The sequence below is a fragment of the Coprococcus sp. AF38-1 genome (assembly GCF_003603945.1).
Lineage (GTDB): Bacteria > Bacillota > Clostridia > Lachnospirales > Lachnospiraceae > Coprococcus > Coprococcus aceti.
Genome location: NZ_QVGO01000012.1, coordinates 1 through 25,090, shown reverse-complemented (window position 1 = coordinate 25,090; position 25,090 = coordinate 1). Strand labels below are relative to the sequence as shown.

At 37.9% G+C, this 25,090-nt stretch carries 24 protein-coding genes and 4 pseudogenes; 3 read left to right on the top strand and 25 right to left on the bottom strand.

The window, feature by feature from the left end:
* Positions 1-67 precede the first annotated feature (67 nt).
* Entirely contained in the window at positions 68-679 is a 612-nt protein-coding gene (locus DW025_RS14580) for an L-2-amino-thiazoline-4-carboxylic acid hydrolase (protein WP_120000497.1), read from the top strand.
* Between the two features lie 5 nt (positions 680-684).
* Here the strand turns inward: DW025_RS14580 and DW025_RS14575 are convergent, their stop codons facing one another.
* The 7 genes and pseudogenes from DW025_RS14575 to DW025_RS15520 all read right to left on the bottom strand — a co-directional run.
* Positions 685-1,740 (bottom strand): ankyrin repeat domain-containing protein, encoded by a 1,056-nt coding sequence (locus tag DW025_RS14575; RefSeq protein ID WP_243105003.1) that lies wholly within the window; start codon positions 1,738-1,740, stop codon positions 685-687.
* 23 nt (positions 1,741-1,763) lie between these two features.
* Positions 1,764-2,462 carry a transglutaminase-like domain-containing protein gene (locus DW025_RS14570; RefSeq protein ID WP_120000494.1) on the bottom strand — a complete coding sequence of 233 codons (699 nt, stop codon included), beginning with the start codon at positions 2,460-2,462 and terminating at the stop codon, positions 1,764-1,766.
* A gap of 5 nt (positions 2,463-2,467) precedes the next feature.
* Positions 2,468-2,761 (bottom strand): GNAT family N-acetyltransferase, encoded by a 294-nt coding sequence (locus tag DW025_RS14565; RefSeq protein WP_330522198.1) that lies wholly within the window; start codon positions 2,759-2,761, stop codon positions 2,468-2,470.
* A 227-nt stretch (positions 2,762-2,988) separates the two neighbouring features.
* The gene (locus tag DW025_RS14560; protein WP_120000490.1) at positions 2,989-3,363 is read right to left on the bottom strand and encodes a desulfoferrodoxin family protein; all 375 of its coding nucleotides are present in this window, start codon (positions 3,361-3,363) and stop codon (positions 2,989-2,991) included.
* A gap of 27 nt (positions 3,364-3,390) precedes the next feature.
* Positions 3,391-4,335 (bottom strand): L-lactate dehydrogenase, encoded by a 945-nt coding sequence (locus DW025_RS14555; protein WP_117551420.1) that lies wholly within the window; start codon positions 4,333-4,335, stop codon positions 3,391-3,393.
* A 27-nt stretch (positions 4,336-4,362) separates the two neighbouring features.
* Positions 4,363-4,905, bottom strand: a complete 543-nt coding sequence (rbr, locus tag DW025_RS14550) for a rubrerythrin (RefSeq protein ID WP_120000488.1) — start codon at positions 4,903-4,905, stop codon at positions 4,363-4,365.
* Between the two features lie 7 nt (positions 4,906-4,912).
* Positions 4,913-5,180: pseudogene (locus DW025_RS15520) on the bottom strand (Fur family transcriptional regulator); the annotation flags it as partial.
* Between the two features lie 421 nt (positions 5,181-5,601).
* Here DW025_RS15520 and DW025_RS14535 point away from each other — a divergent pair.
* A complete protein-coding gene (locus tag DW025_RS14535; protein WP_120000486.1) occupies positions 5,602-6,306 on the top strand; it encodes an alpha/beta hydrolase in 705 nt (234 codons plus the stop codon).
* On the opposite strand, the pseudogene DW025_RS15515 reads toward DW025_RS14535, so the two are convergent.
* The 4 genes and pseudogenes from DW025_RS15515 to DW025_RS14515 all read right to left on the bottom strand — a co-directional run.
* A pseudogene (locus tag DW025_RS15515) lies at positions 6,273-6,491 on the bottom strand (methylated-DNA--[protein]-cysteine S-methyltransferase); the annotation flags it as partial. The gene DW025_RS14535 and the pseudogene DW025_RS15515 overlap by 34 nt on opposite strands.
* A gap of 13 nt (positions 6,492-6,504) precedes the next feature.
* Complete coding sequence (locus DW025_RS14525) at positions 6,505-6,651, bottom strand: hypothetical protein (RefSeq protein ID WP_238051945.1); 147 nt, start codon at positions 6,649-6,651, stop codon at positions 6,505-6,507.
* A 54-nt stretch (positions 6,652-6,705) separates the two neighbouring features.
* Positions 6,706-6,942, bottom strand: a complete 237-nt coding sequence (locus tag DW025_RS14520; protein ID WP_117551412.1) for a hypothetical protein — start codon at positions 6,940-6,942, stop codon at positions 6,706-6,708.
* Between the two features lie 535 nt (positions 6,943-7,477).
* Positions 7,478-8,020, bottom strand: a complete 543-nt coding sequence (locus DW025_RS14515) for a sugar O-acetyltransferase (RefSeq protein ID WP_330522191.1) — start codon at positions 8,018-8,020, stop codon at positions 7,478-7,480.
* A gap of 18 nt (positions 8,021-8,038) precedes the next feature.
* Here DW025_RS14515 and DW025_RS14510 point away from each other — a divergent pair, with 18 nt between their 5' ends.
* Positions 8,039-8,833, top strand: a complete 795-nt coding sequence (locus DW025_RS14510; RefSeq protein WP_120000484.1) for an AraC family transcriptional regulator — start codon at positions 8,039-8,041, stop codon at positions 8,831-8,833.
* Between the two features lie 325 nt (positions 8,834-9,158).
* Here the strand turns inward: DW025_RS14510 and DW025_RS14500 are convergent, their stop codons facing one another.
* From DW025_RS14500 to DW025_RS14435, 14 genes and pseudogenes are all read right to left on the bottom strand, one after another.
* Complete coding sequence (locus DW025_RS14500) at positions 9,159-11,063, bottom strand: ATP-dependent helicase (RefSeq protein ID WP_120000480.1); 1,905 nt, start codon at positions 11,061-11,063, stop codon at positions 9,159-9,161.
* Positions 11,063-12,973 (bottom strand): ATP-dependent nuclease, encoded by a 1,911-nt coding sequence (locus tag DW025_RS14495; RefSeq protein WP_120000478.1) that lies wholly within the window; start codon positions 12,971-12,973, stop codon positions 11,063-11,065. Before DW025_RS14495 ends, DW025_RS14500 begins: the two co-directional genes overlap by 1 nt.
* Before the next feature lie 38 nt (positions 12,974-13,011).
* Complete coding sequence (locus DW025_RS14490) at positions 13,012-16,155, bottom strand: type I restriction endonuclease subunit R (protein ID WP_120000476.1); 3,144 nt, start codon at positions 16,153-16,155, stop codon at positions 13,012-13,014.
* A gap of 26 nt (positions 16,156-16,181) precedes the next feature.
* Positions 16,182-17,231, bottom strand: coding sequence for a toll/interleukin-1 receptor domain-containing protein (locus DW025_RS14485; protein ID WP_120000509.1), 1,050 nt, complete (start codon positions 17,229-17,231; stop codon positions 16,182-16,184).
* 6 nt (positions 17,232-17,237) lie between these two features.
* Positions 17,238-17,687, bottom strand: coding sequence for a hypothetical protein (locus DW025_RS14480; protein WP_120000474.1), 450 nt, complete (start codon positions 17,685-17,687; stop codon positions 17,238-17,240).
* A gap of 3 nt (positions 17,688-17,690) precedes the next feature.
* Positions 17,691-18,845 carry a restriction endonuclease subunit S gene (locus DW025_RS14475; protein ID WP_120000472.1) on the bottom strand — a complete coding sequence of 385 codons (1,155 nt, stop codon included), beginning with the start codon at positions 18,843-18,845 and terminating at the stop codon, positions 17,691-17,693.
* Positions 18,842-20,668, bottom strand: coding sequence for a class I SAM-dependent DNA methyltransferase (locus tag DW025_RS14470; protein ID WP_120000470.1), 1,827 nt, complete (start codon positions 20,666-20,668; stop codon positions 18,842-18,844). Before DW025_RS14470 ends, DW025_RS14475 begins: the two co-directional genes overlap by 4 nt.
* A gap of 358 nt (positions 20,669-21,026) precedes the next feature.
* On the bottom strand, positions 21,027-21,626 hold the full coding sequence (locus tag DW025_RS14465) for a YczE/YyaS/YitT family protein (RefSeq protein ID WP_120000468.1): 600 nt from the start codon (positions 21,624-21,626) through the stop codon (positions 21,027-21,029).
* 261 nt (positions 21,627-21,887) lie between these two features.
* Positions 21,888-21,992 (bottom strand): annotated as a pseudogene (locus DW025_RS15580) (LysR family transcriptional regulator); the annotation flags it as partial.
* Positions 21,980-22,078 (bottom strand): annotated as a pseudogene (locus tag DW025_RS15510) (LysR family transcriptional regulator); the annotation flags it as partial. The pseudogenes DW025_RS15510 and DW025_RS15580, both read right to left, overlap by 13 nt.
* 4 nt (positions 22,079-22,082) lie before the next feature.
* On the bottom strand, positions 22,083-22,544 hold the full coding sequence (locus DW025_RS14455) for a DUF2716 domain-containing protein (RefSeq protein WP_165854803.1): 462 nt from the start codon (positions 22,542-22,544) through the stop codon (positions 22,083-22,085).
* An 85-nt stretch (positions 22,545-22,629) separates the two neighbouring features.
* On the bottom strand, positions 22,630-23,133 hold the full coding sequence (locus tag DW025_RS15250; protein WP_279221689.1) for a substrate-binding domain-containing protein: 504 nt from the start codon (positions 23,131-23,133) through the stop codon (positions 22,630-22,632).
* Positions 23,134-23,320: 187 nt separating this feature from the next.
* Positions 23,321-24,601 carry a type II toxin-antitoxin system HipA family toxin gene (locus DW025_RS14440; RefSeq protein ID WP_118758609.1) on the bottom strand — a complete coding sequence of 427 codons (1,281 nt, stop codon included), beginning with the start codon at positions 24,599-24,601 and terminating at the stop codon, positions 23,321-23,323.
* Between the two features lie 3 nt (positions 24,602-24,604).
* Positions 24,605-24,817 (bottom strand): helix-turn-helix domain-containing protein, encoded by a 213-nt coding sequence (locus tag DW025_RS14435; RefSeq protein WP_117551401.1) that lies wholly within the window; start codon positions 24,815-24,817, stop codon positions 24,605-24,607.
* Positions 24,818-25,090: the final 273 nt, after the last annotated feature.

Here is a 25,090-nt window from a genome sequence, read left to right as displayed (position 1 = left end):
ACAGTCAGGTTCATGATCAACCTGTATAGATAATTTGACTGGTGTCAAATAGAAAGGATATGTAACTATGAAATACAGATTTACACAGAAATTATTTGGTTATTTCTTTCACAATTCATGCATGAAGCAGGCAAAAGCACAGCATCTAATCCTTGACAACAAGGCTATAAAGAACGAATACAAGGCAGTCCTTGAGCGTGCCGATGACATAGGAAAGTCGCACCTCATGAGCTCATACTGCATGGGCGCATATTTCATCGCACTAAACAGAAAGACTTCTCTTTCACCGGAGGAATGTTTCAATCTGTACAAAGACGGGCTGTACAACAATAAACTTTTTCATATGGTTATTGGAAATGCAGACAGCTATCTCGATGAAAAAAAGCTTCCGGGAAGGAAGAAATGGTCTGAGGAATCTCATCTGAAGCGCTATAAGAATGACTGGGTTCTTGACATCATCGTGGGCGGACCAAACGATGACTTCGTACTCGGATATGATTATCACAACTGCGGGATATGTAATCTCTGCCGCGACGAGGGGTGCTTTGAACTGGCAAAGTATCTGTGCCGTATGGACTACGTGCTCGCTGACATGATGGGCATGAAGCTCACAAGGACACAGACCCTTGCCGAAAACGGAGCTTACTGTGACTTCCGCTATGGACGGAAGTCACAGTAATTGATCTATCTTTTATAATCAAGTTCTCCCACTGCCATAGGATTCAGATTCAGTGTCACCCATTTGACCGAAAGCTCTGTGAGTCTGTTTATATCCGTCTCATCGGCATTCTTGATGCCGTTTATGAGTCCGGCAAATTCTCTCTGTTCGTCCGCGTCAAGTGGTGTGCCCATACATATGTATCGATACAGGGCATTTGCCATACTCTTGAAATCTGAATCCCAGTTGCAGCATCCGTTATCTAGTATCTCATAGGCAAGTTTTCCCGATATACGGATGACCTCGCCCTGAACTGTGCCCGCATGTCCCGAACCAGGCACAAGAAGATTCCACAATTCTCCATGCTGCTTCTGCCAGCGCTTCTCATGAATGACGATCGGCGATGTGCCGTCATATTCTACCCGCCTTGGAACAGAGGCAACTCCGAGCAGTCCGTACAGACTCTCCATCGTCCTGTCGAGCTCCGGCATAATATCTGGACTCATATCTTTCCTGCGAAACTCTATATCCTCAGCCGCGCTTCTCATATATGTTCTTATTTTATCTGTGACCGGAACTCCTATCCCGATCAGATACTCTGCTACCGGCGCAAGCTTTATCAGATCAAATGTCCTTGCCCAGTGAAACGCTCTCTCAAGCGGAGTCTCCCCTGATCTAGATGTCACTTCTGCATCTGCTCCCGCCTGTATCAGACATTTGACAAGCTCAAGATTGCCAGTCTTCACAGCCACATGCATTACGGTCTCTCTGTCAAGGCCCTGGGTGGCTGTTATGTCTGCGCCCAGCTTCACCAGCGCTATTGCCTGTTTCTCTGATGACATTCTTCCAGCATGATAAAGCAGCGGTGTGTAGCCATACTGGTCAACATAGTTGATGTCGATTCCCTGCTCTATCAGCCACCGCATCATCTTCTCTGAAAGTGGAAATTCCAGTGCATTTCCCTTGTTGTATCCGCCATATGCATTGATGTCGCATTTGCCCAATACCTTCTTGATGTCCTCATCACTTGCCGTCTGCACAAGCTGCTCAAAATCCTTTGGCAGTGTTTTTCTCTTTGCCATGTGTGTACCTCCCATATTCTATTCTACTTACCCCTGATCTTCCTGACATTCCTATTCATCATATGCCTTCCCCAGTTTCTGTACAGGAACGCCTTCACCCTTGACATCTCCTGATGGTGTTCTTTTAACAGTTCATCCGGCGAATCATACACTCCGAAATCCTGATTGATACCTTCGCTCTGGATATATGTATTATTCCTGTCAAAATCTATAACAGGATTCTTAAAGTCCTTAACTGCCACTCCAAATCCGCAAAATGCACCCGTACACTCACTGTATTTCGCCTGCAGCTTTTTCAGATATCCCATATCCAGAATAAACGCCTCAAGCTCATACCACCTGTTTTCAAAATACACTTCTACCCAGCTATGGAATACATTCTGTGGTGCATTTCTGTATACGATTCCTGTCATAGCGCCCTTCTGCAGCTTTTTATCAATGGTAAATCCATGCACTCTGCACGGGATATCGCAGGCTCTAAGCAGCGCCATGAACAGTGTTCCCTTGGTGTTGCACTGTCCATAGCCATCCCGCAGCACCCTGGACGCCGGGGCACTGTCATCCACATTATATCCAAACAATATCTCATCCCTGACAAATGTATAAATGGCCTTCAGGCGTTCAAACTCTGCCATGTCACTCCACTTTCTCTCTCTGATGAGCTGCTTGATATTCTCATTTGAATAGTCGAGCATCTTTGTCTCTGCCAAATAATCGTGCATCCCTTTTACCTCTTATCCGAAAAATTGCATATCTGTATCGGTGTGCCACCTTCCATAACGTGGAAACCGTGTCTCTCATAGAAAGCGACATTCCTGCTGTCCTCCGGCATTCCCTCTATGTACAGATAATTCTTATATTTATCTCTAATATATTCTACCATATTTCCGGCTATTTTCTGCCCCTGATATTCAGGATGCACAAGAACATAGTGTACAAATGCCACCAGCTCTGAATCATCCAACACTCTTGCAAGTCCATATTCCAGCGGACAGCGTATACCTTCATAGATTTCAAAGATAAAGTAACTATGAAATTTATTAGTGTTTTTCCGTATAAAAAATGCAGAGATGTATATCCCAAATCTATATACATCTCTGCATTCATTTTAGTAACTTTTGTTTTTATTGATCTTAAAGCTCTTTTTTATTATCGGCTCCTGGAGTTGTCTCAAGGAACACATCACCAACCACAAGCTTGCCATCCTCTGTTATGAGTTACTAATGAATTTGATAGCTTACTGATATTTTAGCATTTCCATAGTCCATGCAGATTACAATATGCATATACTTCTCCTACCTGCTCACCATCGCAAAGGCAAAAATCTGCTACCGGCTCCTGCCCTGGATTTAACTGTTTTCTGTATATTCCCTGGTTTGTATTTAATGTAATCCACTCAATGAAATGCTCTTCAAGCATTGGATGTTTTGTCTCTCCGACCACGACATGAACATGACTGCCTTCTATAGTATATACAGGTACATGCTTCTCGACAGCAGCATCTGTCACTCCGGCTTTTAATTCCTGCATAGGTTCTCCGCAACAAATTACAGGTACACCCTTATCCTTTACCTTTTCAACAATGTTTCCACAATGCTTACAAATATAATACCTTACTTCCATGCCTTTTTCTCCTTCCATGTGTAAAATTTATAATTCAATTGTCTCCATAATCTTTTTCAATGAATCTGCAGATTCCTTAAGCTTTAACGCTTCCTCGCCACTTAAATTAATAGGTATATCCGACTCAACACCATCTGCACCTACAATAGCTGGCATACTTAACGATACTCCGTCAATGTCATATACACCATGAATCATGTGCGATACCGGAAGTATTGATTTTTCATCTCTCATAATCACTTCACAGATTCTTTTTACAGACATTGCAATTCCATAATATGTAGCGTGTTTTTTATTTATAATTTCATAAGCACTATTCTTGACTGCTGTTGCTATTTCTTCCGTATTTTCCTTGTGCTTGTAATGTCCACGCATTTCACACATTTCACTTAATGGAACACCAGATACATTTGCCGATGACCATGCTACCACTTCACTGTCGCCATGTTCTCCCACAATAAACGCATGAACGCTCCTGCTGTCCACAGATAAATGCTCACCAAGCTTATATCTTAATCTGGCACTATCTAACACAGTACCCGATCCAATAACCCTGTTTTCTGGAAGTCCTGATAACTTTATGGCTACCTGAGTCAGGATATCTACCGGATTCGCAACTACAAGCATGATACCTGCAAAATTTCTCTTTGCTATTTCAGGAATGATTGACTTAAATATTGCTACATTTTTATTTACGAGATCAAGCCTTGTCTCTCCCGGTTTCTGTCCCGCTCCGGCAGATATGACAACAATTGCAGCATCAGCCACATCATCATAATCTCCGGCATATATCTTCATCGGACTCGCAAATGGAATACCATGACTGATATCCATCGCTTCTCCTTCTGCCTTGTTCTTATCTGCATCGATAAGGACAATCTCTGTAAACAAGCCACTCTGCATTAAAGCAAAGACTGACGCAGAACCGACAAAGCCACAGCCTATCATTACTGCTTTTTTTGAATTAATCACTTTCTTCTTCGTAATAATCTCATCTCCTTAATAATTCTCTTCATGTACTTCAAAATAGCTCTGTGGATGATTACATACCGGACATACTTCAGGCGCCTTAGTTCCTACCACAATATGTCCGCAGTTACGGCATTCCCATACCTTAACTTCGCTCTTTTCAAATACCTGTGCAGTTTCAATATTCTTAATAAGTGCACGATATCTTTCCTCATGGTGCTTCTCAATCTCACCTACTGCCCTGAATTTTGCTGCAAGCTCAGGGAAACCTTCTTCTTCGGCTGTTTTCGCAAAGCCTTCATACATATCTGTCCACTCATAATTCTCGCCTTCTGCAGCTGCTGCCAGGTTTTCCTTTGTATCACCAATTCCTGCTAATTCCTTGAACCACATCTTTGCATGTTCTTTCTCATTATCTGCGGTCTTTAAAAATAATGCAGACATCTGCTCATAGCCTTCCTTTTTCGCTACAGAAGCAAAATAGGTATACTTATTTCTCGCCTGTGATTCCCCTGCAAATGCCTCCTGTAAATTCTTCTCTGTCTGTGTTCCTGCATATTTGTTTGCTGCCATCTCTTTTACCTCCGTTTTCTTTACTATTTTTCTCCCTGCATTTCGGGCAAATTCCTTTAAATGAAATATCATAATCCAAAAATTCAATTCCATGAATGTTGCGAATTTTTTCCAGCAAATTCGGTAATTTCATCCATATCCGCATCAAAAATCTCACTGCACTTTACGCACCTGACATGGTAGTGATTTCTCAATGCGAAATCAAACCGGTTCGGTCCATCGGGAACTTCAACCTTTCTTGATGCACCTTCCTCTACCAATATATCAAGATTTTTTTGAATGGCATTTCTCCTGCTTGTCGCCATTCGTTATTGGGATTAGTTCTTAATAAGGATTATATTCTGTTTTTATTTTATTGTCAAGAAAATAGTAATAATTCTCATTCTCTGACTTTCCTCTTTGCATTTTCTTAATCTCAGAGAAGGGTATGATGAAAAAGAATTGAAAGATGCAATCATGGATAATTTCCAAAAATTCTTCTTGAATTAGATCGTGAATTTGCTTTTGTCAGCAAAGAATACCCTTTTTTGTCGGAGATGCTAAAAAATTTATTGATATGCTGTTCTACAACATATAAAAACACCGTTATGTTTTAATTGAAGTCAAGACAAGGGCATTGATTCCGGAGATATGGGACAATTAGGAACTTACATTGACAGTCGCTTTCGCCAGTGCTAGTATCTGCATTAGTTAGGTATGTCTAACGCACTTGATGGGCTTCAGGAGCACTTTCATACTCTGGTTGTCAGCTACAGTGGATTTGACGATACGGAGAATTCTACATTTATTTCAGAGCTTGACGAAGTTCTGAAGGTTGAGAACTACATCAAAGATAAGCTTGACGGAAAGCTGTTTGCAGCATACGGCTGTTCCCTCGGAGGTTCATTTGTCTCTCTCCTGATCGGGCGTCAGGATATACATATAGATCATGGAATCATAGGTTCAAGCGACATGGATCAAGCGCCAAAGTGGCTGGCAAAGCTTGAGACAGCCATCATGATGCCTATGTTCTATCCTTTTATCACCGGCAAGGAAAGCGGTATTCTGAAAAAAGTATTTGAAAAGAAAATGAACGAAGGAAATGACAGTTCTGAATATATGAAGAAATTCATGGAGATCATGGGCAAAGGAAGTGGAATAGACTTTTCATTCATATCCAAGGAGTCCATGAAGAATCAGTTCTGCACCGACCTGTACACAAGCGTTGGAGAACACATAAACGTACCCGGAACGACTATCCACGTATTCTACGCCAAGAAAATGGGGGAGAAATATCTTGAGCGTTACAGGAAGTGTTTCGCCGATCCGGATATCTGTGAATTTGATCTGCAGCACGAAGAACTACTGCTTGACGCCGATCGCTGGGTTCATGAGGTCTGCAGGGTGTGCGGCATAAACTGATCTGCTCCTTTCTTAGGTCTGAATAAATTTTTCATATCTGTTTTCTCTATCTCCAGCAGTTTGATCTTCTTGTCTATTCCACCTGCATAACCGGTCAGACTTCCATTTGTACCGACTACTCTGTGACACGGGATGACGATTGATATTGGATTGTGACCAACAGCACCGCCAACCGCCTGAGCAGACTTTTAAAACAGATCACCCCTCTTGAAGCATTTTTCTCAAATCGCCAAATGTCTCGGATGCAGGGGCAACCCTGACATTTCTCACATCATCTTCTGCCTCAGCCAGAATTTCTAGCAGTTCTATACGAACATTCATGTTTTTATACTCTTCATATGACATAACCACATCATCTCCTCTGACACAACCTCAAATCAATATTAATCTGAGTCTCTCCTACTTCTTAACAACCAAATGCACGACCCCTGCAAATGAAAGTACAATGATCACCACATATACGATCAGTGTAATCAAGTGTCCATTCTGCCAGTTGTCCACCGCAAGCAGAGTCCATAGTGCGCCCTGAACCAACTGCGTTGCAATCTGTATCTTCTTATTACCCTTATTCTTACAGCTTATTATAAGTAATATTATGTAAACAACAAGACCTATACTCAGTAAAATGCTCATCATAAATATAGCCACCTTTCGTCTGTATACTCATCTAGTTAGTTTTTTCTAACCAGTTTCATTTTAGCACTTATTGTTTTAAATTCAACCAGACAAATTCATAAGTTATGTTAAGTATGATGACTAGCACAAAAATAATAATTTACACAAAATTTAAGAGGGTGGTGTATTGCCTCAGTAATACTCCCACCCTCTAGTGACTGATTTTTCTGTTGTCCGAACAACGAGACCGACCCTTACGTTCGGCATTGGAGCAAAGTTTTTCGCTGCCTGCCAGCGTCCTGTATCTTTCGCAACAGGATAGGTCACAAGTAATGTAACCTCGGATTGAATCGTGTCAGCCCACGTTGTTCTCATTATGCACTGACACCCAGAAAAATTCAATGAACCTGTAATTAAGTTTTGCCATTTCATCATAACTGCACACAAAGAAAGCCGGTCCAAGCACACAGAACCGGCTTTATATAAGTGGAGGAAGGTTTTCTATCCACTTATACGCAATATTATAAAATCAATACGAAGATAGTTTCATTAAATATTACCAGCCCAGCTTCTGGCAGATCTCAGCCCAGGCTTCATCGTCTATCTCCTCATCGCGGAAAAGTCTTCTCTTGTCATCCTCTGTGATCATGCGAAGCACCTTACATGGATTTCCCGCTGCAACTGCCCAATCAGGGATATCCTTTGTAACAACACTTCCTGCACCGATTATGACGTTACTTCCAATATTCACGCCAGGGCAGATCACAGTGTTGCCGCCTATCCACACGTTGTCCCCAATGGTCACTTCCTTGCCATACTTCCACATAGCACCGCGCACATCAGGATATATCGGATGACCTGCTGTGTATATCGCTACATTTGGCGCCATGAAACAATTGTCACCTATGGTCACATTTGCAACATCAAGGATTGTACAGTTATAATTTGCAAAGAAGTTCTTGCCCACTTCTATATATGAACCGTAATCGCAGTAAAATGGTGGGGTGACACAGGCTCCATCAGACTTGCCAAACAGCTCCTTTACGACCTCTGATATGCCGTCGAAATCCGAGCGATCCATGAAGTTCAGCTTCTGCAATTTCCAGCCTACATAAGAATGGAACAGCTATCGCTCTATCCAGACTACAGAGGTGTCAGCCACTGGCATGACAACGTTGAGTTTATTATGATGATGGATGGACAGATTACATATGACATAAATGGACAGAGCATTGACATGCAGACTGGGGAAGGCGTCTTTGTCAACAGCAGATGTCTGCACTACGGCTACTCAGATGCACATGCTGACTGCCATTTCATCTGCCTGAGAATGTCTCTATCTCTCCTGTCCGCAAATGACTATTTTACCAAGAACTATCTGGAGCCTCTCACCGGCAATACCGGATATCCTTACCAGAAACTTACTCCCGCCATTTTATGGCAGAACATGATTCTTGGGGATATACAGACAATTTACGATACCAGCCATGACGTGTTAAGACCTTTCTCCGTCATCGAAAAATTTGCCCATATCATGGAACTGCTGTCGGAGAACATGGACACGCAGAATAAGAATGTAGAAAATTCAGATGACCTCCTGTCACTCACCGCCATGATCGGATTCATCCAGAAGAACTATCCGGGCAAGCTGCTGCTCAAAGATATCTCAAGTGCTGGAAACTGTTGCAAAACCAAATGCACATCCCTTTTCCAGAGATATCTGTCAGTATCGCCCATGCAATACCTAAACAACTATCGCCTTGAAAAAGGATGTGCTATGCTTAGAAACTCTTCTTCGCCCGTGACTGATGTGGCTTATGCCTGTGGCTTTTCTGGTACAAGCTATTTCTGTGAGCTGTTTCACAGGCATTATGGGATTACGCCAAATGAATATAGGAAGGAGAATTTATAGCTTTATGAGTTTTTGCCTTTACAACGGCAACTAAATTATCGAGCATCACAGATGATTATGTACATTAAACTTTTCAAAATTAACTTTACGAAAATGAATCCTTATGAATTCAAAACTTTTACCGATATCCTTGCAACGCTACTCAGATTTATACAAGACAGTAAGGAGCAACGGCCGTGGCAGAAGAAAAAATAATCACAATTCGAAGGCTTGTCCGTGAAAATTTCCGCAATTCCTTTTCGCATAAGAAAAGGCGCACCAATACCTGCCAATAGATAGGTATAGAAGTGCGCCTTTAGTTCTTAAGGGATAAAACAGATATTATTTAAGAGAACATTTCATTTAAAAACAGGGAAGGATTCTTTCTCCATCCATAATATTTAGCCGAATATGTTAAATACAATTTTTTCTGAGTTCTTGTAATTGCTACAAAGCAATTTCTACGTTCCTCCTCCATTTCAACACTATTAATCCCTTTTTTCATACTTTGAAATGATGGCAGTTCATCATTCACCATTCCTATCAAAATAACATGATCAAATTCTTTTCCCTTTGAGGCATGAATAGTTAAAAACTGAACTGCATCTTTTGCTGGCTCTGATTCTTTCGAAATCATCGCAAATTCCTGCATATACGTTGCTACGGTTATTTCATCTAGATCGTAATTATAGCTAAGATGTCTCTCAAAATCAGTCCATATCTTTTTTTCAATCAAAAATTCTTGCTTCGCCTGCTCCTTATGAGACTCATCCTCTATTTGATCAATTCTATTTTCTGACCAATCAAATGCTTTCTGAATGAATGAAATGAAATTCTTTCCTTCAGACAACTCTAATTCAAAGCTCTTTTCAAAATTATCATCACCAAGTTTACCTTTTATCTCTTCGGATAAAGCACTCATATAATCTTGATTAGACAATTCGGCATTAGTAAGCACTTCTTCCAAATTAATAGATATTAATAAAGCTTGTTCAAAAATAGCAATTATCTGCTTTAATACCTTAATATCATTCCTATGATTTGCTAATTTGAGTAATAAATAAAGTGAGAGTACGTAAGGTGTTTCGAAGTCTGTCTTACGTTTAGACTTTTTACACTCAACGCCAGCTTTTTCTGCTTCTTCAAATGCCGTTTCTAAAAGTCTATTATTTCTTGCAATAACACATATTGAATCGTCAGGATTTTCCTCATGGATCTTTTTTGTCAACCCAGCAACGAATGCCATTTCCTCTGTATAATCATCAAAGGAATTCACAAAAACATGTTTTTCTTCCGGAAGTACTTTCATTGATTCCAATGGTTTTTTTGACACAGTTCTAGAGAAATTATGTGCTATCAACTTATTTGCTGCCAATATAACTTCCTTAGGACATCTGAAATTTTGATTGAGCTGAATCAATTCAGCATTATAATCTTCCCTAAACTCTGTGATTCTTTTATGGCTTGCTCCGTTCCATCCATAAATAACCTGATCATCATCTGCAACGATAAATAAATTATTATTTTTAGCCCCACACATGCATTTTATAAGCATGTATTGACCATAGTTTGTATCTTGAAATTCATCGATATTGATATATTTATATGTTCTAGCATATATTTTAGCGATACCAGGGTTTTCCTTAAACAGCCGGAATGTCATAAGTATTAACATATCAAAATCTAACACATTGTTAGCCAACATATACTCTATATATTTATGATAAAACCATTTATATTCGCGGGCATATGCTGTCTTTGGCATCACTACATCTAAATCTCCATCGCTGATACATAAATGTTTTTCAAAATACTTTATTGCTTTCCCAACATTAATATTATCGGGTATAGTATCTCCGTTCTCCTCATTATATTTCAACTGAAGATCAGAAATAATATCATTTATGTCATCATCCGAACTGTATATTTCAAAATTCGAATTTATACCAACATAAGTACCATGGTTTCGAAGTACTTCTGAGCAAAATGAATGAAAAGTTCCTATAAATAAACGATGGTCATTTTCTTGATTTCCATCTAGTATTCTTTCACTCATTTCTGCAGCTGCTTTATTTGTAAAAGTTAATGCCAAAACTCTAAAACTCTGATCCTGACTGTTCAATAAAATTCTCTTTATTCTCTCTGTCAACACAGCAGTTTTTCCTGATCCAGGTCCTGCCAAGACTATTACTGGTCCATCATTCCACTCAATAGCCATTTTTTGAGACTCTGTATATTTCTTCTCTGCCATCACTCACATACCCCCAATATAGCATTTACGTAAACTTCTGGTATGTCATCTGCACTTAACGCATTACCACTCCAAAAATCCAACAATTTGTATGCATTTACAACTTTACCTTTTTGCACAAGTTTCACAATTTCCTTTTTGTACTCATCGACATTCCCAGAATTCTTTAACTCTATAATATCTTGAGTAATTTCCTCAGCAACAATGCTTTCATAATCAGTAAAAATGCGTTCCGAAGTAGCTAATTCATTTTCAAAATCAGTTGTACTGTTTAATAGAACCTGTGAACTAATAACATCCTCAGAATATCCGCAATTTCGTACTTCACCAACAGTATTTCTTCCCTGTTCATCATTATCCGCTAACATAACCCAAGGGATCGAAAGAACTTTTGCTAACTTTGCAAACGATCCAGCCGATCCATTACTCCTATAAACAATCCCACTCACACCACTTGCATCAAAATCCTTTCCTAATATTTTTGCAAAGTATGGCAATATAACATCCTCTGATTGTCCTTCATATAGTAACCATTTTCTAGCAAACAATATTTCTCCTCGGCTACGTTGAACATAAGTGTTTAAATTACATATTTCAGCCATATTGAATATCCTATAAGCATTATCAATTACAGCATCTATTGTCTCATCGGACGGATGGCAACAACCCCTAATAGCCCCTTCCAAACATCTATTGATTGGATCTTTTATCGTAACTATATTTAAATTATCATCAACCTCGATAACATTTGGAAATCTTAAGCTTAAACAAATTAGCCCTTCAGGAATATCCCTTACTGAAAAGACATATTGATCAAAAATCTTAGCAACTTTTGTTTCTCCATTTTCCTTTCGTATATACCTCAGATTCTTCAAATCCATATTCTGAATAAAATATGGGGAATGCGTTGTAATAATCTTTTGACATTCAATTTCATTTATCGACTTATGAAGTGACCTAACTGCCTGAGGATGTAAATGTGCTTCTGGTTCTTCTAATGTCAATATAGCTTCTGCTTCTTCTCTACTCATTTTGTTTAGAAGTATTTTTACATAAGCCTTAAATAATAAAATTGCTGCAACACTTTGAGTTCCCTGTCCATGTTTATCAATTGGAAAGTTATAGCTTGTACTTCCATTATTTATTACAACCTGAGCCTTAGATAATAAATCCCAAGTCTTTAGCGGAACCGCATCAATAGAAACAATATCTTCGCCTTGAAAATCCATCACATTCTGAATTTTATCCAACTCATTAACCAATTCTTTTAGATTCTCATCTTTTGTAATAATGTCATTATTCAAGCCAGATATTTGGTTCTGTAATTCTTCTAAGTCTTCTTTGGAAATCGATACTTTTTTCATAAATCTTCCCCACAAAGGAGATTTTGAACTAAATGTATCTTTAATATCCCTCAATGCTTGAAGATAAAATACAGGTGTTAACTGCAAAAATTTACCAACAATATTCTGAGATTTTCCTGTTATCTCTTCGTAATTTTGATTCAGAAAAATAGTCTTGGTTTCTATATCACCTGTTACATCATTAAAAATTGCATTAACTTCAATTAGTACAGATGCCTTATCAGTACTTCCTTTTAGATATTGAATGACATCCATAAATGTATCAGAAATATAACCATCCCATTCGCCCTCATCCTTCTCCTCAAAATGGTAAATAATCTTAATTCCATCAGATTCTTTTGGTGAATTTATATTATCATCCATATGAAAATCATATTCATCAAAAGAGTGCCTGTTAATTGCCTTATTTAAACCAATTCTTATTGCATCTAAAATCGTAGTTTTTCCTGCGTTATTTTCCCCTATAAAGACTGTAAAATCATCTAATGAAACCTTACATTCTTTTATACTTCTAAAATTCTTTATATATACTTCTTTTAAAAACATTTTGCCTCTCTCCAATCCGTTTCTACTAAATATTTTGTTTACGCCACCTGCTTATATTTCATAAACACATACTCAAATATCAGCTTTCGATATTCAAATATTCGCTGATCTGAATAACTCTCCGGCAGTTCTTCCCACAGAACCTTTCCAATCAGCATGTCTACCTCTGCCTTTGTCTCCTGCTTGTCTGTCCAGTGATCCAACTCTGCAATTTTCGTCTTAATCTTATCCAGTAATTCTACAGCAACCTTCTTAATTTTTTTAATATCATCTTTGGATAGATTCTCATCAAAAAGCATATCATACATGGAGAGTTCTTCATCGCTGCTGAAGCCTTCACGAACATAGCGCTGTTCCTCTTCATTCATGGAACTTGCAAGATCCATCAGTTCCATAAATGTCTTTTCTATATTAGCTCTATCCTGCTCAGAATTATATTCATCAATAATCTGCTGATACCTTATGTAATAATCCACCCTACGAGGATTCTCCCTTATCATAGCATCCAGCCTTGCTTGAATCAATTCATCTAAGTCCATTAATGCTAGATTCTTCTTTTTAATCTTGGCAAATTCCTTACGCAAAAGATCAAAATCAATTTTGCTGATATCAAAACGCTTTGCAAGTCCACGATCATACGGTGTTCTTTCAATCATTATATAATCTCCTAAGATTCCGTTAATCTGAACCATTAAATCTGTATTATCAACATGCTTCTTCTTTTTCTTTAATTCATCAACAATAGCAATAATTGCATCCTTTCTTTCACAGTCTGCCTTGGAAATATCTGCACGATCCAGATATTTCATCATGCGGTTAAGTTCGTTTCCATATGTCATAAACTGCTTCTTGGTTTCCCTAGATTCTGATACCGCATTAGCGGCTGTCTGCAATAAGGAGAGTTTTACAAAATCCTTTGCATACACTAGATCATCCAAGTCAAAATCTTTGGAATCCAGAAATTCAATAGCCGCTGAAATTGTCTCAAGCACTCTTTCTATCAATTCACACTTGTCAATTGTCGGGTCAGTACTTCCTCCACCTACATTAGCGGTATAATCAGCAAGTGCCTTTCTTAAGGCTTTAACAATGCCTATGTAATCAATAATAAGTCCATTGCTCTTCCCTTCTGCCACACGGTTTGCGCGGGCAATCGTCTGCATAAGAGTATGTGCCTTGAGCGGCTTGTCCAGATACAAACATGACAAACACTTCACATCAAAACCGGTAAGCCACATTGCACAAACAAATACAACTCTCAGCGGATTGTCTTTGTCCTTGAATTCTTTATCCAACTCACGTTTTTCCATCTTCTCACGATGATACTTGATATCCAGATTCCACTTTTTGAATGTTTTAATCTCATTCTGTTCCTGCGAGATAACAACCGCCATCTCCGTCTCCTTCATCCATTTAAGTTTTCTCTCCAGTTCCTGAACCTCCTGCTGCGATGCGGCCTGTATCTGCTTTTCTAAAGCCTTGATATCGTCCTGCCAATATTTCTGCACAAGATCATACATGCGCACACAAGTAACTTTATTCAAGCAGACAAACATAGCTTTACCACTGGTCCACAAATCAGAGTAGTGTGACACAAAATCCTTAGCTATAGACTCAAGTCTCGGCTCAGCAGTAAGCAAATGTATTTCCTTTTCAAATTCATGCTCCAGCTTCTCTTCCTGCTCCGGATCAAGATCCGCAGCCTCAATAGCATCAAGAATCTTGTCCGTAATATCCGGATTATGGATATCCAAAATCTTTTCTCCCCTATTTTCATAATATAGAGGAACTGTTGCCTTATCTTCTACAGCACGTTTGAAGTCATAAATTGAAATATATCCACCAAAGGTTCTCTCCGTAATATTGTCATTGGAAAGAAGCGGTGTGCCAGTAAATCCAATTCTAGAAGCAGTAGGCAGCAATCTCACCATATTATCGGCAAAAACTCCATACTGACTCCTATGGGCTTCATCAGACATGATAATAATGTCATGATCCGGAATGATTGGCTCGTCCACCTTTTTATTAAATTTCTGTATCAAAGTAAAAATAAAGCTCGGATTTCCCTTCAGCTTATTGATTAGATCCTCTCCGCTTGTCGCTATAAACTTAGATGCCTTAGTTTTGCCCAATAATCCACAGTTTTCAAAAGTATCCGAAATCTGTGAATTCAACTCTTCACGATCCGTAAGAACAACAATAGTAGGAGAACCTGCAAACTTTCTGCGAATCTTCTGTGACAAGAAAACCATAGAATAACTCTTACCAGAGCCTTGCGTATGCCAAAACACACCAAGTTTACCATTATTCAACTTACGTGCCTCATAAGCCTTGACTGCTTCGTTAACTCCAAGATATTGGTGGTTCCTTGCAAGGATTTTGACTGTTTTTCCTCCAGAATGATCAAAAAGAATAAAGTTCTCTAGCAGATCAAGGAAATTCTCTTTCTTACAGATTCCCCGCAGCATAGTTTCCAAGGCTACACTCCCCTGCTCTTGCTCGGAGAGTCTCTTCCACTCATGAAAGAATTCATACTTACTACCCAATGTACCAACCTTTGCTTCCACTCCATTTGATAACATCAGGAATGCATTATAATAAAATAACTGTGGGATAGTGTCCAGATAATCTGTATAATTATCTGTATACGCATTCTGGACATTCACAGAGTTCTTTTTTAATTCAATAAAAAGAAGGGGAATACCATTTACAAAGCCCACAATGTCTGTACGGCGGCGATAAAGGTCACCATGAATTTTCATTTCTTTAACTGCAAGGAAGTGGTTCCTCTCCATATCATTTGGATGACTAAAATCAATAATCATGGCCCGCTTTTCTTCTGTCTGACCATTTGGTTTCTTCTCTGTAACAGGAATTCCATCCCGTAGATAAGCATATTTTTCTTCATTAATCTGCATCAATGATGCGGAGGAAAGATGCTTTTCGAAAGTATTCTGAGCTTCTATAACTTGAGAATCTGTAATCCATGGATTAAGCGTACGAAGAGCTTGCTGAAAATAACGCACCAAAAGAACATCCTTGTAGGAGTTTCTTCCCAAAGTTCCCTTTGCCCCAAGGATTTCCTGATTATAAGCGAACTCTACCTTCCAGCCTAGTTCATCAGCAAGTAGATGACCTGCACTCTCCTGCACTAATATGTTTTCTGAGTAATCGTAGCTCATAGCATCACCTCCCCATCAAATTAACACTATAATTCCATAAATGAAATCATGTCAGCGAAACCTTTTTCCAAATGTTCCGTTAGTGATAAGCCCTTATTATCTCTTAAAAACTCTAGAAAATCCGGTAAATCTAATAATATTTTCTGAATAATCTTCTTTTCTTTAATCTGATTAATTGCATAAATTGAATTACCTATCTCTTCTATTTCACTATCAAGTTTTTTATCCACCTGGCTCCAAAACTTCAAATACTTTGCTTGTCCCGAAACAGAATAAACATCTGCACCAATATCTTGAATAGGAACAACTTTATAATACTTTGCATCTTCATTAGTCAATATAATAAAAAGTAATCTTTGACTAAAATTGCTATCCTTTACAACCTCTAACATTTCATACATGCAATTTCTTGATTTTAGATAATTATCACTTATTATTGAGATTACGTAATCATGCTTTTCTATTGACTGCATAAACTTTTTAAAGCTTTCATGATATTCAACATCCCTAATGTCTCTTGATAATGTAGCCTTTCCTTCAATAAGCATGCCAATCTTTTCGTCAATGCTATCCGCTATGTCTTTATCTTTCTGACAATAAGACAAAAAGACGTTTTTGTCTGTATTGTCTATATTTGCATTTGCATCATCTGCATCTATAAAATTTAATTCTATATAAGTTCTAACTGCCACAACAAATGGTTCTATACTTTTTCGCATAAATGCCTCAATGTTGTCAGAAAACTTATTGCTACTCGTATAACCCACACATAATCCAATTAACTGTTTGGGACCATCAAGAATGTACTTAATTAATTGAAATCCATAACTAATTAATTCTTTCTGATTTGAAGGTAAATCTAATATACATCGCCATTCTTTTTCTTCAAATATGCTTTTAAAATCATACTCCTCTGTAATGCACTCTTCTATATATGACATCAAAAATGTTGTCTCATTTATAAAATCAAAAAACTGTTGAATACAATACATTTCTTTTTGAGAATTAATTTTTAGCATTTGAGAAGCTAGGGTTCTATATTGTAATGAGATTTTTTGTAATTCTTTTCTAGTCACTAGCAATCAGCTCCTTCCGCAAACAGGACAATATATTCCTATCTCTTTATCAATATTTTTCACTTTAACCTTCAAACCACAGCATCCCTTTTCACATTGAACATAATCTTCTGAAGGAGCATAGAGTTCTTTCTCTATTTTCCTCTTAGGCGTCTTCATGGTCATTTTTACTAATCCATTTTTATTGAATTGTTTTAAACTTTTACCTAATGTCCTATCTATTTCATCATACATATAATTTAATGCAATTTGCTGAGCCTTCTCTAATACTTCCGGTACAAAGAAGGTATTTGTTCTATTCGGCAAACCACAAATAGGACAAAAGAAATTTATATTATCTTCACTTTCATATATTTGATGATGCAACATAAATCTATTTTTACAATAATCACACTCCATCTCAATAAATCCATCTGGATCCAATGGTATTGATATTTCAAATGAAACGACTCCCATAAGTTACACCTCGATTTCTCCACCCAAAAGTTTTGGCAATAAACCGTCACGCGCTTGTGAAGATTTATTACATATATCTCTCAACTTTTGAATCCGACTAAGCATTGGTGACACTATTCTATCGAATTTATCGCCTATTTCTTTTGTTGGAATCAATATAATTTCTGCTTTTAAATACTTAAAATGTCTAGCATAATGGTAATTTGATAAATCAACTGCCTTCAATGATAAATATAGCAATGATTGTGGCATATTATCCTTGTCACTAATAATTAGCTGAGTTCCATCAGCACCTTTAGCAAATGGAAATTGTATGTATTTCAAAATTCTTGTATGGTCACCAAATACAATTATAGGTATCCCCAAATTAACTACTGAATCCTCATCATTTGTATACCCTGCAATAAAATCGCGACTTTGATCAACAACAGGAATCGCCCCTTCCGCTAAATAATCAGAAGTTTTTATTTGTTTAGTACGTGAAATTTTTCCAATAATATCACCAATTAATTTCTTCTCCCAGTCTTTTGGAATTCCATCAATAATTTCTGTCTGCTCATATCCAGGAAATCTCAAATCGACAAACCATTCCTTGTATAGGCGCTGTGCTGCCTCTTCTAGAAGTTTTATCTGTTTATTATTATTCTCTATAAGTTCATCATATTTTTTCAATATATTTGCTATTTTATCCTGTACATTTTTTGGCGGAAATAATACATTTAATTCCTGCAAATCTCTTCCACGAATCCCAGCTTGAGCACACTGACTTACTATTGATTTCATAGGAGATAATGTTGACCTGAAGTAATAATAATAAAACACTGGATTAACATTGTCTTTCAATCTTACACGTATCAAATGAGACTCAAATACCGTTAAAGGTGATACTTCCATTACAATGCTACACTTACCTGCCCCTTCAAAAACAAGCGACTGACGTGCAAACAGTAAATCCCCCACTTCAACTTTAGCATTATTTTTTTCAGAATCTTTCAAAGGAACAAGCTCCATCGGAATATCATAAATACGGTCATTAGCAAACAATTCTCCCATATTTATCATTTTATAACCAGAACCACGAATTTTAATTGGTTTTGATAAACCATTTCGTGAGTCAACAGCATACAAATCTCCAAATCTTATTGTGCTATACATCATAACCCCATCTCCTTCATATTCTTTGAGATGGTATCCATCAAATCATTTGATTCAGCCTGCAATGATAATAATTCCCGATGGATTTCTACCATTCTTTCCTCAAAGTCAACACCATCATCCTCAGCCGGGGCTACACCTACATATGCACCAGGAGTAAGAGACCACCCTTTATCTTCTATTTCAGTCAAACTTGCCACTTTGCAAAGCCCAAGGATGTCTCTATATTCCCCTTCGCCAAACTTCTCATAAAGCCATGCTGCTTCCTTAGCAACAGTAATTTCAGCAGTTTTAGCAGCTATCATTTCATCATATTCAGACTGAATTCTTTTCTTATCCTTCCTATCTGCCTGTTCTACTTCAAGTTTTTCTCGTTTTTGTAAATCCTTTAATTCATTCTTCAAAAGATTAAGTGCTTCTTCAAAAGAATTTGTCTGTCCCAATATTTTTCTGTATTCCCGTAATAAAGCTGTATACTTGTCCGTTTCTCCACGATACAGCCATACTATTGCATTCAGATTCTTCAACTGCCACTCCGTCCACTCATTCAAAGTACGGTCTACTACGGTATAATAATTTCTTGCATCTATAAACAGAACATTACCCTTCAATTTTTCGTTCTTTCCTTTATCAAAGAACCATAGAGAACATGGCAGGCTCTTCGTGTAAAAGAAGTTATTGCCAACAGAAACCATCACATCAACATTGCCTGTCTTTACCAATTTTTCGCGAATGTCCTTATCACTTCCCTGACTGTCGGTTGCAGAAGAGGCCATAACGAATCCTGCACGACCTTTTTCATTCAGATATGCATAGAAATAAGATATCCAAAGATAATTTGCATTTCCGATTTCCTTATTCTTATTTTCCTTTGGTACTCCAAAAGGCAGTCTTCCAGCATTTGCTGCTGTTTCTGCCTTTACCTTATCCACATTGAATGGTGGATTCGCCATAACATAATTACACTTACCCTCCAGATGATGGGCATCGTGATAGAAAGTGTTAGCCTCATCACCGGATTTGATTACACCAGTAAGTCCATGAACCGCCATATTCATCAGGCAAAGCTGTGCATTGTATTCTACCTTCTCCTGACCGTAAAATGTCATGCTCTTATTAGCCTGTAGTCCTGTCTCATTTACAAAATCACCAGTCTGCACAAACATACCACCGGATCCGCAAGCAGGATCCAACAAGACTCCCCCCTTTGGTTCCAGAATATTTACAATCATTTTTACCAATGACTTAGGTGTAAAAAATACTCCATCATCAGATGCGATGTTTTTGGCAAATTTATTCAGGAAGTACTCATAGATGCGTCCAATTACATCTCCACCTACTTCATCCAAGGCATTGTTATTAAAGATTCTAAGCAGTTCACCAAGAAGTTCATCTGAGAAATCGGTATAACTTTTAGGAAGAACCCCTGTAAGCTGGTCACTCTGCTGCTCCACAAGCTCCATTGCATTATTTACCACTTCTCCCAGGCTTCCCATAGTCTGTCCAGATAAATTTAATAATCCCAATGAAGCAACATTTTCAGGAAGATTTACCAGATAATCAAATTGTGCCATTTCAGGAAGGAACAATGCACTCTTAGCTATAAAATCACTTGCCTCCACTGGCATCTTACGCCCATTCCTTACCGGCCTATCCTTTAATATCTCTTTCTCAACCATTTTATATCTGCTATACGCATATCTTAAAAACAACAGTCCCAATACGGGCATGCAATACTGATTCGATGTAAGCTTTGATCCAGCACGCAGGAGATCCGCAGACTCCCACAAATCTGCTTCCAGTTTCTTAATACTTGCGTTATCCATTGTGTATATCCTCCGAAGTTAATTATTTTTTTCTGATCAGGCTTTCTCACCTTACTCGGATCTATCATTTTTTCTGTTTCAATCGTTCTGCACATTCTGCCGAAGTCAAGTACTTCATGTTTTTTTCCCTCTAAAAATGTATAAAACACATTTTAATTATATTCTATCAAACAAATACTTTCAATCAACAGATTCTTAGAAGCGAGCACCTTTTCACCAGCTATATTTCGTACATTATTCAACACTAAAAAGCACCAGTTTCCTGATGCTTTAAAACTTACATATGTAATTATCACTCTATGTACTATATGATTTCTCTCTTATCAAATACTTTATACAGTCTGAAATCATTCTATTCTTATAGCTTTATAACCTTCTTCGTCTTCCCAACAGTCCCCTGAATTATCGGCCCCGATACAATCACAGTAACAACCGTACACACACCAAACTTTCCCCCAAGAATCACACCTATCACAACCATGGTAGCATCAAGTATCATTCTGACTTTCTTCACCTGCCAGTGATTCTTCTCAGCAAGCGCAAATGTCACAGCCTCGTACGAACCACGCCCAAGGTCTGCTGCCGCATACAGTCCTGTTCCCACCGCAAACAGCACAATTCCGACGAGCATGATCAACATATTGAGCCACATGTATTTGCTGTAGACATACATTTGCGCAAACAGATCAACACACAAGCTGTAAACGATCTGGTAAAGTATCGTTCCTATATGTATCTGCGATCTGTCATATATAAGAACAAACAAGATCATAATCACCGCCACGATAAACGACGCTGCCCCGATACTCACATGAAACGTACCGGATATTCCCTGCCATAATACCGCAAGCGTCGCACCACCAAATCCAGCATACAATGCCAGGGTTATACCATATGCGGCAATGACTGAACCAATTATTATAACAGATATCTTCTTTATCCACTCTCTTTTACTCATACAACCTCCTGTTGCGCAATAAAAAGACTATAGATAAAACTGTTATGTTCAGAAACAGCAAAATCTATAGTCTTCTTACATGCCGAGACAAGCTCTTTTTAATTGTTGCTATACTATATCATATATAACTTTTTGTCAATAACTGGTATTTCATCCCCTACCACCTGGATAAAATTCAAGAGTCTTGTCAATTAAATTCTCTCCTATGCCTGAAAAGCATTTATTTCTTCTATCATCTTACTGACCGCCAGAGAGTATGGAGTCTTTTCCAAACCAATTGGCAAGTTCACTTTGAACATTTCCTCTTTCGGGCAGGATCAATGGTTTTCCTATGAGATCTTCCTTTTTTATAAACTCTTTTTTGGCTGAGTAATATGCAATTGTTCTGCTGCTTTTGTAAAGCTCTGTTCCCTTGCTACTGTCAGAAAATAGCGTAATAGTCTTAATTCCATATCATTAAAGTCCTAATCTTCCCTTGTTTTTTTCAAACCTTTTAATCAATTCTTTTCCCGTTACTATAATTTCATTTCGCCAGGGATGACCGAAGATTCCACAATTCCATGTGCTATCAATAAAAAAATAATAATCTCCATCCGGATAATATGTTGGAAAATACACTTGACATTGTCTATCAAGATCATAATAGTTATAATTCATAGAAATATCTTCCATTGGTGAGAATTCAAAACAATCATGATTCCAGTCTAAGGCATACATTTTTTCCAGTCCTAGTTCCCTCAAAATAGAATTGATTATCTTCTCTTGTTCTTCACTCCAGGGAGTTGCTTTATGATACTTTTTTGTATCGCCTGGTATTATAATCCATTCGCCAGTGATGTCTGTTCCCGGCTTAAACTTAAATTCACTATTTAATTTATCCCATAAAATGATTGCTTCATCTTTAGATATAACTCTCAATATATATTCTCCTTCACACAGAAAATAAGAATTTACCGAGGAGCAATACTACTACACCCGCTTTGTTATTTATCATAGCATAACTCTATGACAAACTGATCATCCATTTGCGCTTTCTAAAAATAGCCAGCGATACGGCTAATCTGAATATCTCTTCTGTGGTGAGCAATGTGTACACGCCTATAATTCCCCATTTAAATACATATGCTGCGAGCAAACACAGTGGAATTCCGATACACCATGTGCCAACAACATCAATGATCATGATGATTTTTATGTTGCCTCCACTTCTTATGATTTCTCCTCCAAGTATCAATAAATAATTCAGCCCTGTGTTTACAACAACCGCACCATCGCGCATTGCCTCAATGCATTCTATAGCAGTCTTTGCCCTGAGGGATGCATCCTGATGAATCGTCGTAAGTGCAGGATTACTTTCTCTGCTTGCCATATTGTCATCAAATCCAATGATCTGGATATCCTTTGGAGTTTTTATGTTCTTTCCCTGTAAGAACCGCATAAACTCAAGCGCATAAAAATCTGACACTACAAAAACAGCCGTAACCCTGCTCTCTAAAAGCTCTGGCAATTTGTCCTGATAAAAGCGAGTTCTCTCTTTTTACGTCTTTGGAATCTCCCATATCATGGTAACTCCCGGCTCAAAGGATGCACAAAACCCTTCTATTCGCTATTTATCCATGCATATAAAATTATCCGCTATACTGTCTATTTTTATATCTATCAACCCCTTAAATTAGACATCGACCTTATATTTCTCATGAAATAAACTCTCTCCTCTTGTCCCTAATTCTCTCATAAATATCAATCGCCTTGTTAAATCCTTTGCCCAGTAATTCATCACATGCTTTATTCAACGCATACGGAAACGCATTTGCCAAATAATCGAACCGCTTCATGGCCATTTGCTCTCCTAGTCCAATATTAGCCGCTTCTCTTCTAAATGAATCTCTGGTGATCTTTTCGATATCATACTCATTTCCAATACTAAATGCCATATCTCTGGTACTGCTTGTATATATCACAGTACTCAATATGTCATATGCCGGTGCCAAACGTACTGTTTTCAACTCTTCATCATAAAGCAATGAAACATTTTTGATATGATTATCTGTATTGCCTATTAAGTAATTAAATATACATATATCCCACATTTTCAATTGATCTGCTATCGGGTTGAACGATTTCTGTCTTATGATCTCAAACATCATTTTTAAATATCCGGCATTATCACTCTCATATTTGTTATGCGCCGAAATTCCCATCGCCTGAGAAAAATCTTCCTGATGTAACCTGTACGGAACATTTAACCCGTTGATTTTTTTTAATCCGTCCTTTATTGCACGATCATATCTTTTAGTTGCTAACAGAACTTCCTCATCTCTGCCATCACCGACATTGACTATAAAACTTTCAGGAATCTCTATTCCCATATTTCCTGCCGTCATCATACACAACTGCTCATTTGTAACTATTCCGTCAAGCCTTACATGACTTTGCTTTACTATATGTGTACTTGGCGCTGCCCCTTTTGGTAAATACCAATCTTTATTATTTTCATCATAATATAACCCAACCTTTCCAGATGCTCCCGCAAGTGACAAATGTGACTTTGTGACTAACTCCGCAGTCTCCATTGCTCCTTCTCTTGCCAACTGACTAACCTCATCAATTGTCAATTTCTGATAATCTGCATTTACTACTTCGTTATTCTCATCTGTAATTTTTATTGCTCCCAGACACTCATTACCTAACCCAGCTAATAATGACAGATAATTATTTGCGTCTGTATGCAATAACCCAGCCACACATCTTCTGGTAAATCCCTCAGGTAACAAACCTTCAAAAAAATTCCTTGTATCATCAACGGAAAATGCGTTTTCAGATAATGGCAAATGTATTGATACCGGTCTGGCTATGTTACCAGATAGATACTCTTCTGCATATGAAAATCTAGCATCTTCTTCATTTTCTCCAATTATACGGCCAACATATGTCTGCAATCCACCAATCTCTATCCAAACCCCCAAATTTCTCATATTCTAACCTCTCTTTTCTACGAGAATATCCATTCCCAGTAAATTGATAATTATAATTGCCTTTCCGATTTCTGCTGTAGCCTTACCTCTTTCCAAATCCGAAATAAAACTTACACTAAATCCTGTAAATTCTGCTATATAAGCCTGAGTATATTTCAGTTCTTTTCTTCTTATTCTGATTGCCTCACCCAAAGATTTTGAATCTATTATTTTCATACATATTCCTCGTCTTTCTATATCAAATTATCAACACATAACTTCATACGCATCATATGGCCGTACGGCTAAATTATATATATACGCTTTGCAAATAAGCCGTACGGCTAATTTTGTATAGTTCTGATTATACAATAAGCCGTACGGCTAAGTCAACTTTTCTTATATAAATAAAAGCGCCAGAAACCTTGTAAATTCAAGTTTTCTGACGCTTATTATCAGCAGGGGATGAGAGAATCGAACTCCCACCAAAAGTTTTGGAGACTCCTATCA

What these genes read in the sequence shown, in the direction of transcription:
- DW025_RS14495 (WP_120000478.1), bottom strand. Translation starts at nt 12,973, where the DNA reads ATGTTTTTAAAAGAAGTATATATAAAGAATTTTAGAAGTATAAAAGAA.
- DW025_RS14490 (WP_120000476.1), bottom strand. Translation starts at nt 16,155, where the DNA reads ATGAGCTACGATTACTCAGAAAACATATTAGTGCAGGAGAGTGCAGGT.
- DW025_RS14510 (WP_120000484.1), top strand. Translation starts at nt 8,039, where the DNA reads ATGGAACAGCTATCGCTCTATCCAGACTACAGAGGTGTCAGCCACTGG.
- DW025_RS14480 (WP_120000474.1), bottom strand. Translation starts at nt 17,687, where the DNA reads ATGGGAGTCGTTTCATTTGAAATATCAATACCATTGGATCCAGATGGA.
- DW025_RS14535 (WP_120000486.1), top strand. Translation starts at nt 5,602, where the DNA reads ATGTCTAACGCACTTGATGGGCTTCAGGAGCACTTTCATACTCTGGTT.
- DW025_RS14560 (WP_120000490.1), bottom strand. Translation starts at nt 3,363, where the DNA reads ATGGAAGTAAGGTATTATATTTGTAAGCATTGTGGAAACATTGTTGAA.
- DW025_RS14465 (WP_120000468.1), bottom strand. Translation starts at nt 21,626, where the DNA reads ATGAGTAAAAGAGAGTGGATAAAGAAGATATCTGTTATAATAATTGGT.
- DW025_RS14575 (WP_243105003.1), bottom strand. Translation starts at nt 1,740, where the DNA reads ATGGCAAAGAGAAAAACACTGCCAAAGGATTTTGAGCAGCTTGTGCAG.
- DW025_RS14570 (WP_120000494.1), bottom strand. Translation starts at nt 2,462, where the DNA reads ATGCACGATTATTTGGCAGAGACAAAGATGCTCGACTATTCAAATGAG.
- DW025_RS14440 (WP_118758609.1), bottom strand. Translation starts at nt 24,601, where the DNA reads ATGAGAAATTTGGGGGTTTGGATAGAGATTGGTGGATTGCAGACATAT.
- DW025_RS14475 (WP_120000472.1), bottom strand. Translation starts at nt 18,845, where the DNA reads ATGATGTATAGCACAATAAGATTTGGAGATTTGTATGCTGTTGACTCA.
- DW025_RS14470 (WP_120000470.1), bottom strand. Translation starts at nt 20,668, where the DNA reads ATGGATAACGCAAGTATTAAGAAACTGGAAGCAGATTTGTGGGAGTCT.
- DW025_RS14500 (WP_120000480.1), bottom strand. Translation starts at nt 11,063, where the DNA reads ATGGCAGAGAAGAAATATACAGAGTCTCAAAAAATGGCTATTGAGTGG.
- DW025_RS14435 (WP_117551401.1), bottom strand. Translation starts at nt 24,817, where the DNA reads ATGAAAATAATAGATTCAAAATCTTTGGGTGAGGCAATCAGAATAAGA.
- rbr (WP_120000488.1), bottom strand. Translation starts at nt 4,905, where the DNA reads ATGGCAGCAAACAAATATGCAGGAACACAGACAGAGAAGAATTTACAG.
- DW025_RS14520 (WP_117551412.1), bottom strand. Translation starts at nt 6,942, where the DNA reads ATGATGAGCATTTTACTGAGTATAGGTCTTGTTGTTTACATAATATTA.
- DW025_RS14525 (WP_238051945.1), bottom strand. Translation starts at nt 6,651, where the DNA reads ATGTCATATGAAGAGTATAAAAACATGAATGTTCGTATAGAACTGCTA.
- DW025_RS14580 (WP_120000497.1), top strand. Translation starts at nt 68, where the DNA reads ATGAAATACAGATTTACACAGAAATTATTTGGTTATTTCTTTCACAAT.